The sequence below is a fragment of the Curtobacterium sp. MCPF17_011 genome (assembly GCF_003234145.1).
GTDB lineage: Bacteria > Actinomycetota > Actinomycetes > Actinomycetales > Microbacteriaceae > Curtobacterium.
In genome coordinates this window covers 527,996-541,531 of record NZ_QKSK01000001.1, presented here as the reverse complement: position 1 = coordinate 541,531, position 13,536 = coordinate 527,996, and the positions used below count along the sequence as shown (strand labels likewise).

Sequence of the window (13,536 nt, the reverse complement as noted above, 5' to 3'; positions counted from 1 at the left end):
CGACCTACCCGACGATAGGCCGCCGACATGTGTGACCCGACATGTGCCGCTCACCGGTCTTCCGCGACTCCTCGTGGGACGCTCGGGGGATGAGCACCTCCCAGACCGTCGTCATCGCCGGCTGCGGCGACCTCGGCACCGAAGCCGCCCTCCGTTTCGCCGACCTCGGGTACCGCGTCGTCGGACTCCGGCGTCGCGCCGAACTCCTGCCCGCACCGATCGAGGGTCGGAACACGGACCTGCGGCAGGACGTCCCCGAGATCGACGCCGACACCGCGATCGTCGTCGTGGCGCTGGCTGCCGGCAGCCGCGACCCGGACGAGTACCGCGCGACCTACGTCGACGGCCTCCGGAACGTCTTGGACGGCATCGACCGGTCGGGAGCGAGGCCGCGGATCGTCGTCGTGTCCTCCACCGCGGTCTACGACGTGTCGGACGGGAGCGAGGTCACCGAGGAGACGCCGGCGACCGGCGGGACGCCCACGGCGGAGGTCCTCGTGGAGGCCGAAGCGCTCCTCCGCGAGCGAGCTCCGGGCGCGGTGCTCCTCCGACTCTCCGGCATCTACGGGCCCGGGCGCGAGCGACTCCTCAACCAGGTGCGCTCTGGCACTGCCCGACTCGCGCCGACCCCGGCAGCGTCTCCCCACACGAACCGCATCCACCGTGACGACGCCGCCGCCGCGATCGTGCACCTCGCGACGCTGGACGACCCGGCACCGACCTACCTGGGCACCGACGACGAGCCCGTCCGGCTGGACGACGTGCTCCGGTTCCTCGCCGACGAACTGCAGGTGCCGGCACCGCAGCCCGGCCCGGCGTCAGACCGACAGGCGGGCGGTGACAAGCGGCTGTCGAACGCGCTCCTCCGGTCGGCCGGCTTCGCGTTCCGCTACCCGACCTACCGCGAGGGCTACCGCGCGGTGCTCGCTGGCGCAGGCAACCGTCACGCCTGAGCACCGGTCAGTGGGATCCGGGCCGAGCGGACTCAATGCCCCCGGTGGTCCTGGATCGTCATCCGCGGCCCGAACGCCGGCTTCCGGAAGCCCGAGCCCGCGATCAACCGCACGACCCGCTCCCGGTGCCCCCGCCACGGTTCGAGCAGTTCGAGCATCCCGTCATCGTCGACCGGACCGCCGGTGAGCGCCCACCCGACGAGTGCTGGCACGTGGTAGTCCCCGACGCTCGGCGAGTCCGGGTCGCCGTGTGCCCGCTGCGCCGTCTCGGCGGCGGTCCACGGCCCGACGCCGGGGATCGACTGCAGCCGACTCGCGACGAGCTCCCCGCCGCGGCCGAGCGTCAGCGTCCGCTCGAGTGCGGGCGCGACCTTCACGACTCGCATCACCGTCGCGGAGCGCCCGGGTTCGATGCCGGCCTTGTGCCACTCCCAACTCGGGATCCGGGCCCAGGTGTCGGCGTCCGGCGGGACGACCATGCCCTCCGGAGCCGGGCCGGGTGCTGGCGTTCCGAAGCGTCGGACGAGGTACCGCCACGCACGCCAGGCCTGCCGCGAGGTCACCTTCTGCTCCATGATCGCGGGCACGAGCATCGCGACGACGGTGTTCGTCCGGAGGAGCCGTAACCCCGGCTGGCGGTGTCGCGCCTGCTCCAGGAACGCATGCGCAGACACGTCGAGTTCGGACCAGTCGTCGCCGCGGCCGACGAGGTCCGGTCCGTGCGACACGGCCCAGTCGGCTCCGGCACCCCACGCGCTGATGGCGACGGTGCCAGCGACGGCCCGCACGAGGACGGAGGCGGGCCCCTCGGGTGTCTGCAACGCAAGCCAGACGTCGGACCCGACCACCCGGTGGGCCGGGTCGCCGGAGCCGCGCGAGAGGGGTCGCAGCGTCGCGATCACGTCGACCGGGCCTCCCGGCCGGTAGACGGTGTCGACGCGACGCACGTCGACGAGCGGGTCGCGCTCCTGCTCCGCGTCGCCGGTCGACGCCGCAGCGGATCGGACGGAAGCCATGCAGGGATCGTAAGCGCCGGCACGGACACCGCCGACCGCAGCCGACGGCCCCACCGGCGGTTGTCCACAACCGCAGGTCACAGCATGGCGATCCCGGAGCCGCGTCGGCCATGATGAGGGGGTCCACCGAACCCGACATCGGAAGTCCCCTCCATGCGCATCGGCATCCTCACCTCCGGCGGCGACTGCCCCGGCCTCAACGCGGTCATCCGCGCCATCGTGCTCAAGGGCATCGCGATCCACGGCCACGAGTTCGTCGGCTTCCGCGACGGCTGGCGGGGGGTGGTCGAGGGCGACATCGTGCCGCTCGGCCGCAAGGACATCCAGGGCATCGCGAAGCAGGGCGGGACGATCCTCGGCACGAGCCGCACGAACCCCTTCGAGGGCCCGAACGGCGGCGTCGAGAACATCACGAAGACCCTGGAGCGGCACGGCATCGACGCCATCGTCGCGATCGGTGGCGAGGGCACGCTGGCCGCCGCGAAGCGCCTGACCGACGCCGGTCTGCAGATCGTCGGCGTCCCGAAGACGGTCGACAACGACCTCGGTGCCACGGACTACACGTTCGGCTTCGACACCGCGGTGGCGATCGCGACCGAGGCGATGGACCGCCTGCGCACCACCGGCGAGTCCCACTCACGCTGCATGGTCGCCGAGGTCATGGGCCGGCACGTCGGTTGGATCGCCCTGCACTCGGGCATGGCAGCGGGCGCGCACGCGATCCTCATCCCCGAGCAGAAGACGTCCCTGGCGCAGATCGCGGAGTGGGTGCAGGCCGCCTACGACCGCGGACGCGCACCGCTCGTCGTGGTCGCCGAGGGCTTCGTCCCGGACCACGAGGACACCGCCCACACCGAGCGCGGCCTGGATGCCTTCGGCCGACCGCGCCTGGGCGGCATCGGCGAGCGCCTCGCCCCGCTCATCGAGGAGATGACGGGCATCGAGACGCGCGCCACGACCCTGGGCCACATCCAACGCGGCGGCACGCCGACGGCGTACGACCGGGTGCTGTCGACGCGCCTCGGGCTCGCCGCGATCGACGCGGTGGTCGAGGAGCGCTGGGGTCGGATGGTCGCGCTGAAGGGCACCGACATCGTGCACGTCTCGTTCGCGGACGCGCTCGGCGAGCTGAAGACCGTGCCGCAGGACCGGTACGACGAGGCCGCCATCATGTTCGGCTGACGCCGTCCCACCCGAGGTCCGCCCGGTCCGCCCGGTTCCGGCCGGGAGGCCCGGGGTAGCGTCGCGCGCATGACCCGCGCCGTCCTCGCCTCACGTTCCGCAACCCCCGCCGTCACCGATGTCGAGATCGGCGACCCGGGCCCCGGCGAGGCGCTCCTCGACGTCACCCTGTCCAGCGTCAACTACAAGGACGGCCTGGCGCTGGCCGGCAACCCCGGCGTCGCCCGGGTGGATCCGCTCGTGCCCGGGATCGACGCCGTCGGCACGGTCGCAGCAGTGGGCAGCGGGGTGACCGACGTCGCTGTCGGGGACCGCGTGGTGCTCAACGGCGCCGGACTCGGTGAGACGCGACACGGCGGCTGGGCGGAGCGGGCGCTGGCCCCCGCCGAGTCCCTGGTGCGACTGCCGGACGACATGCCCGACGAGCGCGCCGCGGCGATCGGGACGGCGGGGTTCACGGCGATGCTCAGCGTGCTGGCCCTCGAGCACGTGGTCGTGCCGGAGGACGGGCCGATCCTGGTGACGGGGGCCTCCGGGGGCGTGGGCACGGTGGCGATCGCCCTCCTGGCAGCGCGCGGCTACACCGTGACGGCCTCGACCGGGCGGCCGGAGAACGACGCCTCGCTGCGCGCGCTGGGGGCGACCGAGGTGATCGACCGGGCCGCCATCGCGGAACTCGGGAAGCCGATGCAGCGTGCCATCTGGGCCGGTGCGGTCGACAGCGTCGGGGGTGCGACCCTGGCGAACGTCCTGGCCTCGACGAAGTGGGGCGGCGCGGTGACCGCCTGCGGTCTCGCCCAGGACAGTGCCCTGCCGACCACGGTCCTCCCGTTCATCCTGCGCGGGGTGTCGTTGCTCGGGGTGAACTCGGTGGACGCACCGCTGCCGCTGCGGAAGCGGGCGTGGGACCGGCTCGTGTCGGACCTCGACCCGGCGCTGCTCGCCGGTGTCACGCGGACGGTGGACCTGGCGGCGGCGATCGAGGTCGGCGCCGAGGTGGTCGCGGGCCGGGTGCACGGGCGGACAGTGGTCGACGTCCGGGCGTGAACCGCGACCAGCGACATCTTTGCCAAGCGTTTGCACAATGTCACGTTAGGATTTGAGTTCCGAACACCTTCACTGAGGAGACCCGGATGCCGGTACCCAAGTCGACCGTCGAGAACTCGCCCCGGAAGCTCCTCCGGGACGTCGTCCTCGAGAAGATGCTCGCCGCCATCCAGGACGGCACGCTGCAGGCCGGCGAACGCCTGAACGACGACGAACTCGTCGCCTGGCTGGGTGTGAGTCGCACGCCGATCCGCGAGGCGATCGCGAAGCTCGTCGACTACGGCCTGGTCGAGATGGAGGCGAACCGGTACACCCGCGTCGCCTCGCCGACCCGTGAGGCCTACGACGACGCGTTCCAGATGCTCTTCGGCTTCGGCGAGCTCGCCGCCCGCTGGTCCTTCCCCCGCTTCGAGGACGCCGACGTGAAGGCGTTCGGCGCGATCCTCGACGACATGCGTGCCCACGCGAAGGCCGAGGACCGCGCGCTGAACGACGACATCGACCGGGCGATCGCGTTCATGGTGCAGAAGTCCGGCAACGAGCTGCTGATCAAGACGAGCGAGTCCCTGCTGAACCGGGCGAAGTTCGTGCGGATCGGCGAGCCCGAGTTCGTCTTCTGGGACGTGGAACAGGCCCTCGACGGGTTCCGCGCCGCGGCGAAGGGCCGCGACGGCGAAGCCGGCGGAGCCCTCGTCCGCGGACTCGGACGTGCGATGGCCGAGCACCTGGCCACCGCCCGGGCCGCAGCGGCCTGACAGCGGCCGCGTCCGCCGAGGTGCGCGAGGATGGCGGGATGAACGACGTCCTCCTCCGCACCTCAGGACTCCGTGTCACCCGCAGCGGCCGGGACCTGCTGCACGACGTCGACCTGACCGTCCGCGCCGGCGAGCACTGGGCACTGCTCGGTCCGAACGGTGCGGGCAAGTCCACGCTGCTCGCCGTCCTCGGGGCGACCGGGCACCCCTCCGCGGGCACGGTCGAGCTGCTCGGGCACCGCCTGGGTCGTGTCGACGTCCGGGAGCTCCGCGAACACATCGGCCACGTCGACCCGCGGCACCGCATGCTCTCGCCGCTCACGGTCCTGGAGACCGTGCTCACCGGGCTCACCGGCACGACCGACCTCATGGTGCGGTGGGAGCCGACCGCTTCCGACATCGCGCGCGCCGAGCAGCACGTCGCCGACGTCGGGTTGGCCGCCCGTCGTGACGCCCGCTGGCCGGTGCTGTCCCAGGGCGAACGGGGACGAGCGCTGATCGCCCGGGCGTTGATGTCCGAGCCACGGCTGCTGCTGCTCGACGAACCCGCCACCGGGCTGGACGTCGCGGCGCGGGAACACCTGCTCGAGACCGTCGACGCGCTGCGGGTCCGGCAGCCGGAGCTCGGCAGCGTGATGGTGACGCACCACCTGGAGGACCTGCCGGCGTCGACCTCGCACGCGATGCTGCTGCGGGACGGGGCGGTCGTGGCCGTGGGGCACGCAGACGAGGTCATCACCTCGGCGCGGGTGTCGGCGGCGTTCGACTTCCCGCTGGCGGTCGAGCGCAGCGGTGGACGCTGGCACGCGCGCCGCGCGGACTAGACGAGCCGCGCCTCCCGGCCGGGCCGCGTCCCGCCGCCACGAGACGGGCCCGTCACCGCACGACGCCCCGGAAGCACCGAGACGCCCTGGAGTTCAGGGGCGTCTCGGGCATTTCGAGGCGTCTCGCGTACTCCGAGGCGTCTCGCGCGGGCGCACTCGTCTCGCGCAGGCACCCCCGTCAGGCCGTGGCGGCGCCCGCGGCCTTCGCCGCAGCGGGCAGGGCGTCGAGGATCTGCGAGACCGCACGCTCGTCGTGCGCCGCGGTGAGGAACCACGCCTCGAACACACTCGGCGGCAGGGCGACGCCGGAGTCGAGCATGCTGTGGAAGAACGGCGCGTACCGGAAGACGTCCTGCGCTCGGACGTCGTCGTAGTTCCGTGGCGGCGTGTCCGTGAAGGCGAACGAGAACAGGTTCCCGGCGTGCTGCACGGTGTGCGCCACGCCCTCGGCCGACAGCGCCTCGCTCGTGGCCCGCGACACGACCTCGGCCGTCCGGTCGAGGTGCGCGTAGACGTCGGCCGTCGCAGCGCGGAGCGTGGCGATGCCAGCGGCGACCGCCAGCGGGTTCCCGGAGAGCGTGCCGGCCTGGTACACGGGGCCGAGCGGCGCGAGGAAGTCCATCACCTCGCGCCGACCGCCGAGCGCGGCGAGGGGCATGCCGCCACCGATGACCTTGCCGTAGGTGACCAGGTCGGGCTTCCACCCGGCACCGTCGGGGACGGTGTTCGATGCTTCGAGGCCCCACCAGCCGGCGGCTCCGACGCGGAAGCCGGTGAGGACCTCGTCGACGATGAGCAGCGCGCCGTGCGACCGGGTGATCTGCGCGAGCGCCCGGTTGAACCCACGCTCGGGTGCCAGGACGCCCATGTTCGCGGCTGCGGCCTCGACGATCACGGCGGCGATGCGTTCGGAGTGCTCGTCGAAGGCGCGGCGGACGGCCTCCAGGTCGTTGTACGGCAGCACCAGGGTCTGCGCGGCGGTCTCGGCCGTGATGCCGGCGCTGCCCGGGAGGGCGAGCGTCGCGACGCCGGAGCCGGCCTCGGCCAGCAGCGAGTCGGAATGGCCGTGGTAGTGGCCGGCGAACTTCACCAGCAGGTCACGGCCGGTGTAGCCCCGCGCCAGACGGATCGCGGTCATGGTGGCCTCGGTGCCGGTCGACACCATGCGGATCTTCTCGATCGGACCGTCGCCGTCGACCTGCACCCGCTGCTTCACGAGTTCGGCCAGCTCGGTCTCGCCCGGGGTGGACGCGCCGAACGACAGCCCGCGGGCCGCCGCCTGCTGGACGGCCTCGACCGTGCCGGGGTGGGCGTGCCCGAGGATCGCCGGACCCCAGGACGCCACGAGGTCGACGTACTCGCGACCCTCGGCGTCGGTGACGTACGCGCCCTTCGCGTCGACGAGGAACCGGGGTGTGCCGCCGACCGAGCCGTACGCACGGACCGGCGAGTTCACACCCCCGGGGATGCTGTTCTTCGCACGGCCGAACAGCTGGTCGTTCGTGGTCGTCGTCGAGGTCATTCGGGGGCCTTCCCGGTCGTGGCGATGCCGGCGACGTCCGCAGTGCTGCCCGAGGTGCGCAGACCCGCTTCGTCGTTGAGCTTGCGGGCGATGTCGACCGCGAAGTACGTGAGGATCGCGTCGGCACCGGCGCGCTTGATGCCGATGAGGGCCTCCATGGCGGCGGCGTCACGGTCGATCCAGCCGTTCTGGGCGGCTGCGGTGATCATCGCGTACTCGCCCGAGATCTGGTACGCCCAGACCGGGACGGGCGAGGTGTCCGCGGTGCGGGCGAGGACGTCGAGGTAGCTCATGGCGGGCTTCACCATGACGATGTCGGCGCCCTCCTCGATGTCCTGCTCGACCTCGCGCAGCCCCTCGCGCCCGTTGCCGGAGTCGAGCTGGTACGTGCGCCGGTCACCCTGCAGGGTCGAGGCGACGGCCTCCCGGAACGGGCCGTAGAACGCGGAGGCGTACTTCGCGGCGTAGGCGAGGAGCGCCGTGCTGGAGTGGCCGGAGACGTCGAGGGCGTCGCGGGCGGCGGCGATCTGGCCGTCCATCATCCCGCTCAGGCAGACCAGCTCGGCGCCGGCTTCAGCCTGCGCGACCGCCATGTCCCGGTACCGCAGGAGCGTTGCGTCGTTGTCGACCGAACCGTCCGTCGCGAGCACCCCGCAGTGACCGTGGTCGGTGAACTCGTCGAGGCACAGGTCGGACTGCACGACGAGCGCGTCACCGACCTCCTCCTTCGCCACCCGGATCGCGACGTTGAGGATGCCGTCCGGGTCCGTCGCGCCGGAGCCGACGGCGTCCTTGCGCTCGGGCACGCCGAACAGGTTCACGCCGCCGATCCCCACCGACGCTGCTTCGTTGAGCGCACGGCGGAACGAGTCGAGGGAGTGCTGCTGGACCCCGGGCATGCTCGTGATGTCGATCGCGTCGGTGGCACCTTCGCGGATGAACATCGGCAGCACGAGCTCGGCGGGGTGGAGCCGGGTCTCGGCGACGAGTCGACGCATCGCGGGGGTGGCGCGGAGTCGTCGGGGGCGGACCTGGGGGAAGCGTCCAGTCACGAGTGACCTTCCTGTTCGGGGTGTGGGGCGAGGGACTCGACGACGGCGTCGAGGAGGGCTTCGGCGGACCGCTCGGCTGCGACGACGTGCACGGGCAGTCCGGCGTCGCGGGTCTCGGCGGCGGTGCCCGGGCCGATGCACGCGATCCGGGTGCGCGGGTCGAGTGGGGTGAGACGACGAGCGACTTCGCGGGCGATGCTGCCGCTCGTCACGAGGACGACGTCCGGCGCGGGGTCGCCCGGGATCGGCGCGTCTCCGGTCCCGACGGTACGGTACGCGACCACCTCCGACACGTCGATGCCCCGGGCGCGCAGGCCGTCGACGAGGGTGGGTGCCACCAGGTCGGAGCGCGGGTGCAGGACGAGTCGGGCGTCCGCCGGGAGCGCCCGCACGAGTCCGGCAGCCGAGTGGTCTTCCGGAACGAGGTCGACGGTCCACCCGGCGGAGCGGGCTACGTGGGCGGTCGCCTCGCCGACGGCGGCGACGCGGACCCCGGCCGGGAGGCCCGGCAAGCGTTCCGCGAGCACCCGCACGGTGGTCGCACTGGTCACCACGAGCCAGTCGTCGCCGGCGCCACTGGCGTTTGCCGGCTCGGCGTCGGCGCCCGCGCCGTCGAGGTCCGACGACTCGCCGCGTGCGGGTCGTCGAGGTTCCACGATGTCGGAACCCGACGCCTCGAGGCCGCGGAATTGTGGAACCTGGGAGGGCTGGCCGGGGTCGGGAGCCGCTCCGGGCCTCCCGGCCTCGAGCCGGGCGACCATCCGGTCGAGGGGGCTGGCGTCGAGTGGCGGAGCGTCGGTGACGAGCGGCACGATGCGCGGGTCGAGCCCGCGCGCCGTGGCCGCGGCGGCGACCCGTTCACCCCAGGAGCCACCGCGCGGGACGACGACCACGGGCCGGTGCCCGGTCGTGTCGTGCCGCGTGGTGTCCGTGGTGATCGTCGCCCTACTCGGTCGCGGTGGCGGACGTGTCGGACGGACCCTCGGTACCGGGGGTGTCGAGGCCGGGGCCGACGGTGTGCTCGGCGTCGTGCTCGGCCGAGTCCGACCCGGCGGAGCTCGACAGGTCGGCCAGTTCGGCGGCGCCGTTCTCGAGCAGCTCGGCGGCGACCCGGTCGGCGACGGACAGGGCCTCGTCGAGGCGGTCCTGCGCCGACCCGTCGAGCACGGCCGCGTGCGAGGCCGTCCGGTACTCGGACCCGTCCGGGCTGTACACCGTCGCGGACACCAGGAGCATCTCGGCGTCGACGACCGCCGTCGCACCGATCGGCGCGGAGCAGCCGGCCTCGAGCTTCGCCAGGACCTCACGTTCTGCGGTGACGGTGAGCCGGGTGGGGGCGTGCTCGATCTTCCGCAGGGCGGCGAGCAGGTTCCGGTCGTCCTCGTCCGCACGGATCTCGACGGCCAGGGCGCCCTGGCCGGGAGCGCTCGGCCAGAAGCCGAGGTCGAGCAGCTCGGTGGCCGCGTCGAGTCGACCGATGCGACCGAGTCCGGCGGCGGCGAGCACGACGGCGTCGAGGTCGTCCTCGACACGGGCGAGCCGGGTGTCGATGTTGCCGCGGATGTCGACGACGTCGAGGTCGGGTCGGTCGGCCTTGAGCTGCGCGGCACGGCGGGGTGATCCCGTCCCGACGGTCGCACCCTCGGGCAGGGTCTCCACCGTCGCGCCGTTGCGGGCGACCAGGACGTCGCGAGCGTCAGCGCGCTTCGGTACCGCGCCGATCGTCAGGCCCGGGTACGGCGCCGTCGGCAGGTCCTTGAGGGAGTGCACGAGGACGTCGACCTCGTGCGCCACCAGGGCCTCACGGAGCGCCGACGCGAACACGCCGGTGCCGCCGAGCGACGCCAGGGAGGCGCGGTTCGTGTCGCCCTCGCTGGTCACGGTGACGAGTTCCACCGGCCGCCCGGACACCTTGGCGAGCCGGTCCGCGATGTCCTGTGACTGGGCGACCGCGAGCCGGCTGGCGCGGGTGCCCAGCCGGATGGCGGGCTTGTCGCCCGACGACTTCGAGGATGCGGGGTCCTGCACTGCCGGATGCTCCGGAGTGGGTCCGCCGGTCACGGGGCGACGCCGGCGACGGCGGGCTTGAACCCCGCTCGCACGTTCTCGCAGCACCCCGGACGGCACACGTCGTACCAGGGCCCGATGTCGGTCATGTGCGGTCGCTCGGCCTTCGGTGTCCCGTTGACCCGCTCGAGCACGAGGTCGACGAGACCGGACACGTAGGCGGGGTCGACGCCGGGGGTCTGCGTTCGGAGCGACCAGTAGCCGAGCTCCCCGGCGGTCTCGGTGGCTTCCTCGTCGAGGTCCCACATGACCTCCATGTGGTCGCTGACGAAGCCGAGCGGCACGATGAGCACGGCGCGGGTCGGGCCGCCCTTGAGCTCCTCGTTCATGTAGTCGTTGATGTCCGGCTCGAGCCACGGCTGCGTCGGGGGGCCGGAGCGGGACTGGTAGACGAGCTTCCAGGCGGGCTTCGACGTTCCCTGCAGGTGGGCGTGCTCGGGCTGCTCGAGCAGCTCCGCCCACGCCTGGTCGAGGACGACCTCGCCGACGGCCAGGTGCTGCGCCTCGTACGCCCCGTGCTCGTCGAAGCCGCGGTAGTCGGGACCGGACCGGGCGGCGTCGGTCGACGGGATGGAGTGCGTGGAGAACAGCACCTGCAGCTCGGTCGCGACGTCGAGCCCGTCGTTCTCGGCGATCGCGCGGGCCAGGCCGTCCCGGACGCCGTCGACGAACGGTCGGACGAAGCCCGGGTGGTCGAAGAACTGGCGGACCTTGTCGATCTGGATGGTGTCGATCAGGCCGGTCTCGTCGAGCACGCGGGCGTAGTCCTCGCGGTACTGGCGGCAGCTGGAGAACGACGAGTACGCGCTCGTGGCGATCGCGATGAGCTTGTTGTAGCCCTTGTCGGCGGCCTCGGTGAACGCGCCTTCGAGGTAGGGCTCCCAGTTGCGGTTGCCCCAGAGCACGGGCATGTCGATGCCGCGCGATGCGAGCTCGGCCTCGAGCGCGGCCTTGAGCGCGCGGTTCTGGGCGTTGATCGGGCTGACTCCGCCGAAGTGACGGTAGTGGTGCGCGACCTCTTCGAGGCGCTCGTCCGGGATCCCCCGGCCACGGGTGACGTTGCGGAGGAACGGGATGACGTCGTCCTGGCCCTCCGGACCGCCGAAGCCGGCGAGCAGGATCGCGTCGTAGGCGGTCGGGACCTCGACGTGCTCCGGGCCGGAGGCGGCCGCAGCGGTGGCGGCCAGTACGGGCTGTCCGTTCGTGATCATGCTGGTGTCGGTCATGACAGCACCTCCGGGAGTTCGGCGGTCGTCACGCGGCGACCCGTGTAGAAGGGCACTTCTTCGCGGACGTGCATGCGGGCCTCGGTGTAGCGGAGGTCGCGCATCAGGTCGACGAGGTCGACCAGGTCGGGGCTCTCGAGCGGCAGGATCCACTCGTAGTCGCCGAGGGCGAAGGCGGCGATGGTGTTCGTGAGGACACGGCGGTACTTGGCGCCGGCGATGCCGTGGTCACGGAGCATCCCCGAGCGCTCCGCTTCCGGCAGCAGGTACCACTCGTAGGACCGGACGAACGGGTAGACCGTGATCCAGGCCTCGGGGTCCTTGCCGCGGAGGAAGGCAGGCGTGTGCCGCTTGTTGAACTCGGCTTCGCGGTGCATGGCCATCGCGTGCCAGACGGGCTCGGCATCGCGGAAGAGCGCCGTTCGACGCACGTCCCGGAGGACCGCCTGGATGGTCTGCGCGTCGTCGCCGTGCAGCCAGATCATGACGTCGGCGTCGGCACGGAAGCCGGAGACGTCGTAGAAGCCGCGGATGGTGACGCCTCGCTCGGCTCCGGCCGCGACGACGGCGTCGAGTTCGGCTACCGATTCGTCACCGCCGCGGGCGACCGCACCGACCGGACGACGGAAGACCGCCCACAGGGCGTAGGCGGTGAGCAGGTTCGGGTCGATGCCGGACGCGGGATCGGTCTCGTGCGGTGCGTTCGGTGCTGGTGTGGGCACGTCAGTGCTCATGGATCGGTCGTCCTCCACGGTGGCCGCGAGCACGATCGCCAGCGGCACGGTTGCCAGGGGTGTGGGCTGCCCGTCCCCGTCGCCGAGCAGGCGTCCGGACCGACGTTCCACAGTGGCTCGCGGTGGCTCGCCGCCTGTGGATCACCGTCGTCGGAGCGCCGCTACGACGATACCCCCGACCACTGCCACTCCCGCTGCGAGACCGGCCAGGTAGGGCACGGGGTTCTCGTCGACACCGCGCTTCACCTTCGACGCCGCGATGCCGAGCTGCTTCGGCACGTTGAGCTTGTCCTCGATCGCGTCGAGGGTGTCGAACAGCTGGGCGCGGGTGGCGGCGACGCGGTCGGCGATGTCGCCGTGCTCGTCCTTCGGGTCGGTCACTGGTCCTCCGATGGGTTCGTGGGGATGACGGGGGTCAGCGGGACCACTGGCGGTCAGAACCGGCCGTCGACGTCGGGCTTGCGGGCACCACGCTGCGTCTCCGGGGTCGGCTTCCAGCCGAGGCCCTTGACGGCGTTGACGTCGTTCTTGACGCTGGCGATCGTGCGCTTCGGCGCGATCGGCAGGCCCTTCTTCAGGCGCTTCCAGCCGACGAGTCCGAGGATCCCGGCGACGATGAGCATCAGCACGGCGAGCAGCAGCGCAGCCAGCCATGCCGGCATCACGGTCGCGAGGCCCATCACCGCTGCGGTGAGGAGCACGCCGATCGCGTACAGCACGATGACGAGCGCGGCGATCAGGATGCCCGCGGCGACGCCGAAGACCTTCGCCTTGCCGATCATCTCGGCCTTGAGGAGCGAGATCTCGCCCTTCACCAGGTCCTTGACGAGGTCCGGGAGCTCCTTGACGAGGCCGAACAGCGACCGCGACTTCCGGTCGCGTGTGTCGGTCATGAGATCTGCGAGCCCTTGTTGGAAGACGCCTTGGAGCTGACCTTGCGGACGACCTTCTTGGTCTGCTCACCGAGGAAGTCGGCGACGTCGGGCGTGCGGTCCTGCACGAAGCCCTCGACGTCGTGGACGCTCTTCTGGACGCCGTTGCTGTTCCAGACCTTGCCGCTGACGGTCTTGATCTGCTCGTACCGAGCCCGTCCGGCTCGCGATCCCAGGACGTACCCGAGCGCTGCGCCGGCAATGAAAAGGAGCTTTCCTCGCATGA

At 72.1% G+C, this 13,536-nt stretch carries 15 protein-coding genes; 5 read left to right on the top strand and 10 right to left on the bottom strand.

The genetic code is table 11. From position 1 onward, the window contains the following. Positions 1-89 precede the first annotated feature (89 nt). Positions 90-953 carry an NAD-dependent epimerase/dehydratase family protein gene (locus tag DEJ25_RS02650; RefSeq protein WP_111043725.1) on the top strand — a complete coding sequence of 288 codons (864 nt, stop codon included), beginning with the start codon at positions 90-92 and terminating at the stop codon, positions 951-953. A gap of 32 nt (positions 954-985) precedes the next feature. Here DEJ25_RS02650 and DEJ25_RS02645 read toward each other — a convergent pair whose 3' ends face one another. Continuing rightward, entirely contained in the window at positions 986-1,969 is a 984-nt protein-coding gene (locus tag DEJ25_RS02645; protein ID WP_181427326.1) for a DNA-3-methyladenine glycosylase, read from the bottom strand. 153 nt (positions 1,970-2,122) lie between these two features. Here DEJ25_RS02645 and DEJ25_RS02640 point away from each other — a divergent pair, with 153 nt between their 5' ends. From DEJ25_RS02640 to DEJ25_RS02625, 4 genes are all read left to right on the top strand, one after another. Then, positions 2,123-3,151: a 6-phosphofructokinase gene (locus DEJ25_RS02640; RefSeq protein ID WP_111043672.1), complete on the top strand. Its 1,029-nt coding sequence runs from the start codon at positions 2,123-2,125 to the stop codon at positions 3,149-3,151. A gap of 69 nt (positions 3,152-3,220) precedes the next feature. Continuing rightward, a complete protein-coding gene (locus DEJ25_RS02635; protein ID WP_111043671.1) occupies positions 3,221-4,198 on the top strand; it encodes an MDR family oxidoreductase in 978 nt (325 codons plus the stop codon). A gap of 86 nt (positions 4,199-4,284) precedes the next feature. Continuing rightward, positions 4,285-4,953 (top strand): GntR family transcriptional regulator, encoded by a 669-nt coding sequence (locus tag DEJ25_RS02630; RefSeq protein ID WP_111043670.1) that lies wholly within the window; start codon positions 4,285-4,287, stop codon positions 4,951-4,953. Positions 4,954-4,991: 38 nt separating this feature from the next. Further along, a complete protein-coding gene (locus tag DEJ25_RS02625; RefSeq protein ID WP_111043669.1) occupies positions 4,992-5,777 on the top strand; it encodes an ABC transporter ATP-binding protein in 786 nt (261 codons plus the stop codon). Positions 5,778-5,955: 178 nt separating this feature from the next. On the opposite strand, the gene hemL is transcribed toward DEJ25_RS02625, so the two are convergent. The 9 genes from hemL to DEJ25_RS02580 all read right to left on the bottom strand — a co-directional run bounded on the left by hemL (position 5,956) and on the right by DEJ25_RS02580 (position 13,534). Next, positions 5,956-7,299: a glutamate-1-semialdehyde 2,1-aminomutase gene (hemL, locus tag DEJ25_RS02620; protein WP_111043668.1), complete on the bottom strand. Its 1,344-nt coding sequence runs from the start codon at positions 7,297-7,299 to the stop codon at positions 5,956-5,958. Continuing rightward, positions 7,296-8,351 (bottom strand): porphobilinogen synthase, encoded by a 1,056-nt coding sequence (hemB, locus tag DEJ25_RS02615; RefSeq protein WP_111043667.1) that lies wholly within the window; start codon positions 8,349-8,351, stop codon positions 7,296-7,298. The genes hemL and hemB overlap by 4 nt, the downstream gene beginning before the upstream one ends. Beyond that, positions 8,348-9,244: a uroporphyrinogen-III synthase gene (locus DEJ25_RS02610; RefSeq protein WP_111043666.1), complete on the bottom strand. Its 897-nt coding sequence runs from the start codon at positions 9,242-9,244 to the stop codon at positions 8,348-8,350. Before DEJ25_RS02610 ends, hemB begins: the two co-directional genes overlap by 4 nt. A 52-nt stretch (positions 9,245-9,296) precedes the next feature. Next, on the bottom strand, positions 9,297-10,379 hold the full coding sequence (hemC, locus tag DEJ25_RS02605; protein WP_110902970.1) for a hydroxymethylbilane synthase: 1,083 nt from the start codon (positions 10,377-10,379) through the stop codon (positions 9,297-9,299). A 29-nt stretch (positions 10,380-10,408) separates the two neighbouring features. Next, complete coding sequence (locus DEJ25_RS02600) at positions 10,409-11,644, bottom strand: ferrochelatase (protein WP_181421503.1); 1,236 nt, start codon at positions 11,642-11,644, stop codon at positions 10,409-10,411. After that, a complete protein-coding gene (gene hemQ / locus DEJ25_RS02595) occupies positions 11,641-12,378 on the bottom strand; it encodes a hydrogen peroxide-dependent heme synthase (RefSeq protein ID WP_110903014.1) in 738 nt (245 codons plus the stop codon). Before hemQ ends, DEJ25_RS02600 begins: the two co-directional genes overlap by 4 nt. A gap of 141 nt (positions 12,379-12,519) precedes the next feature. After that, a complete protein-coding gene (locus DEJ25_RS02590) occupies positions 12,520-12,759 on the bottom strand; it encodes a DUF3618 domain-containing protein (protein ID WP_239539903.1) in 240 nt (79 codons plus the stop codon). A gap of 53 nt (positions 12,760-12,812) precedes the next feature. After that, a complete protein-coding gene (locus DEJ25_RS02585; RefSeq protein WP_110902969.1) occupies positions 12,813-13,271 on the bottom strand; it encodes a phage holin family protein in 459 nt (152 codons plus the stop codon). Then, positions 13,268-13,534, bottom strand: coding sequence for a hypothetical protein (locus DEJ25_RS02580; protein WP_111043665.1), 267 nt, complete (start codon positions 13,532-13,534; stop codon positions 13,268-13,270). The genes DEJ25_RS02585 and DEJ25_RS02580 overlap by 4 nt, the downstream gene beginning before the upstream one ends. Between the last annotated feature and the right edge of the window lie 2 nt (positions 13,535-13,536).

What these genes read in the sequence shown, in the direction of transcription:
- DEJ25_RS02625 (WP_111043669.1), top strand. Translation starts at nt 4,992, where the DNA reads ATGAACGACGTCCTCCTCCGCACCTCAGGACTCCGTGTCACCCGCAGC.
- hemQ (WP_110903014.1), bottom strand. Translation starts at nt 12,378, where the DNA reads ATGAGCACTGACGTGCCCACACCAGCACCGAACGCACCGCACGAGACC.
- DEJ25_RS02640 (WP_111043672.1), top strand. Translation starts at nt 2,123, where the DNA reads ATGCGCATCGGCATCCTCACCTCCGGCGGCGACTGCCCCGGCCTCAAC.
- DEJ25_RS02600 (WP_181421503.1), bottom strand. Translation starts at nt 11,644, where the DNA reads ATGACCGACACCAGCATGATCACGAACGGACAGCCCGTACTGGCCGCC.
- DEJ25_RS02650 (WP_111043725.1), top strand. Translation starts at nt 90, where the DNA reads ATGAGCACCTCCCAGACCGTCGTCATCGCCGGCTGCGGCGACCTCGGC.
- DEJ25_RS02635 (WP_111043671.1), top strand. Translation starts at nt 3,221, where the DNA reads ATGACCCGCGCCGTCCTCGCCTCACGTTCCGCAACCCCCGCCGTCACC.
- DEJ25_RS02580 (WP_111043665.1), bottom strand. Translation starts at nt 13,534, where the DNA reads ATGCGAGGAAAGCTCCTTTTCATTGCCGGCGCAGCGCTCGGGTACGTC.
- DEJ25_RS02630 (WP_111043670.1), top strand. Translation starts at nt 4,285, where the DNA reads ATGCCGGTACCCAAGTCGACCGTCGAGAACTCGCCCCGGAAGCTCCTC.
- hemL (WP_111043668.1), bottom strand. Translation starts at nt 7,299, where the DNA reads ATGACCTCGACGACGACCACGAACGACCAGCTGTTCGGCCGTGCGAAG.
- DEJ25_RS02645 (WP_181427326.1), bottom strand. Translation starts at nt 1,969, where the DNA reads ATGGCTTCCGTCCGATCCGCTGCGGCGTCGACCGGCGACGCGGAGCAG.
- DEJ25_RS02585 (WP_110902969.1), bottom strand. Translation starts at nt 13,271, where the DNA reads ATGACCGACACACGCGACCGGAAGTCGCGGTCGCTGTTCGGCCTCGTC.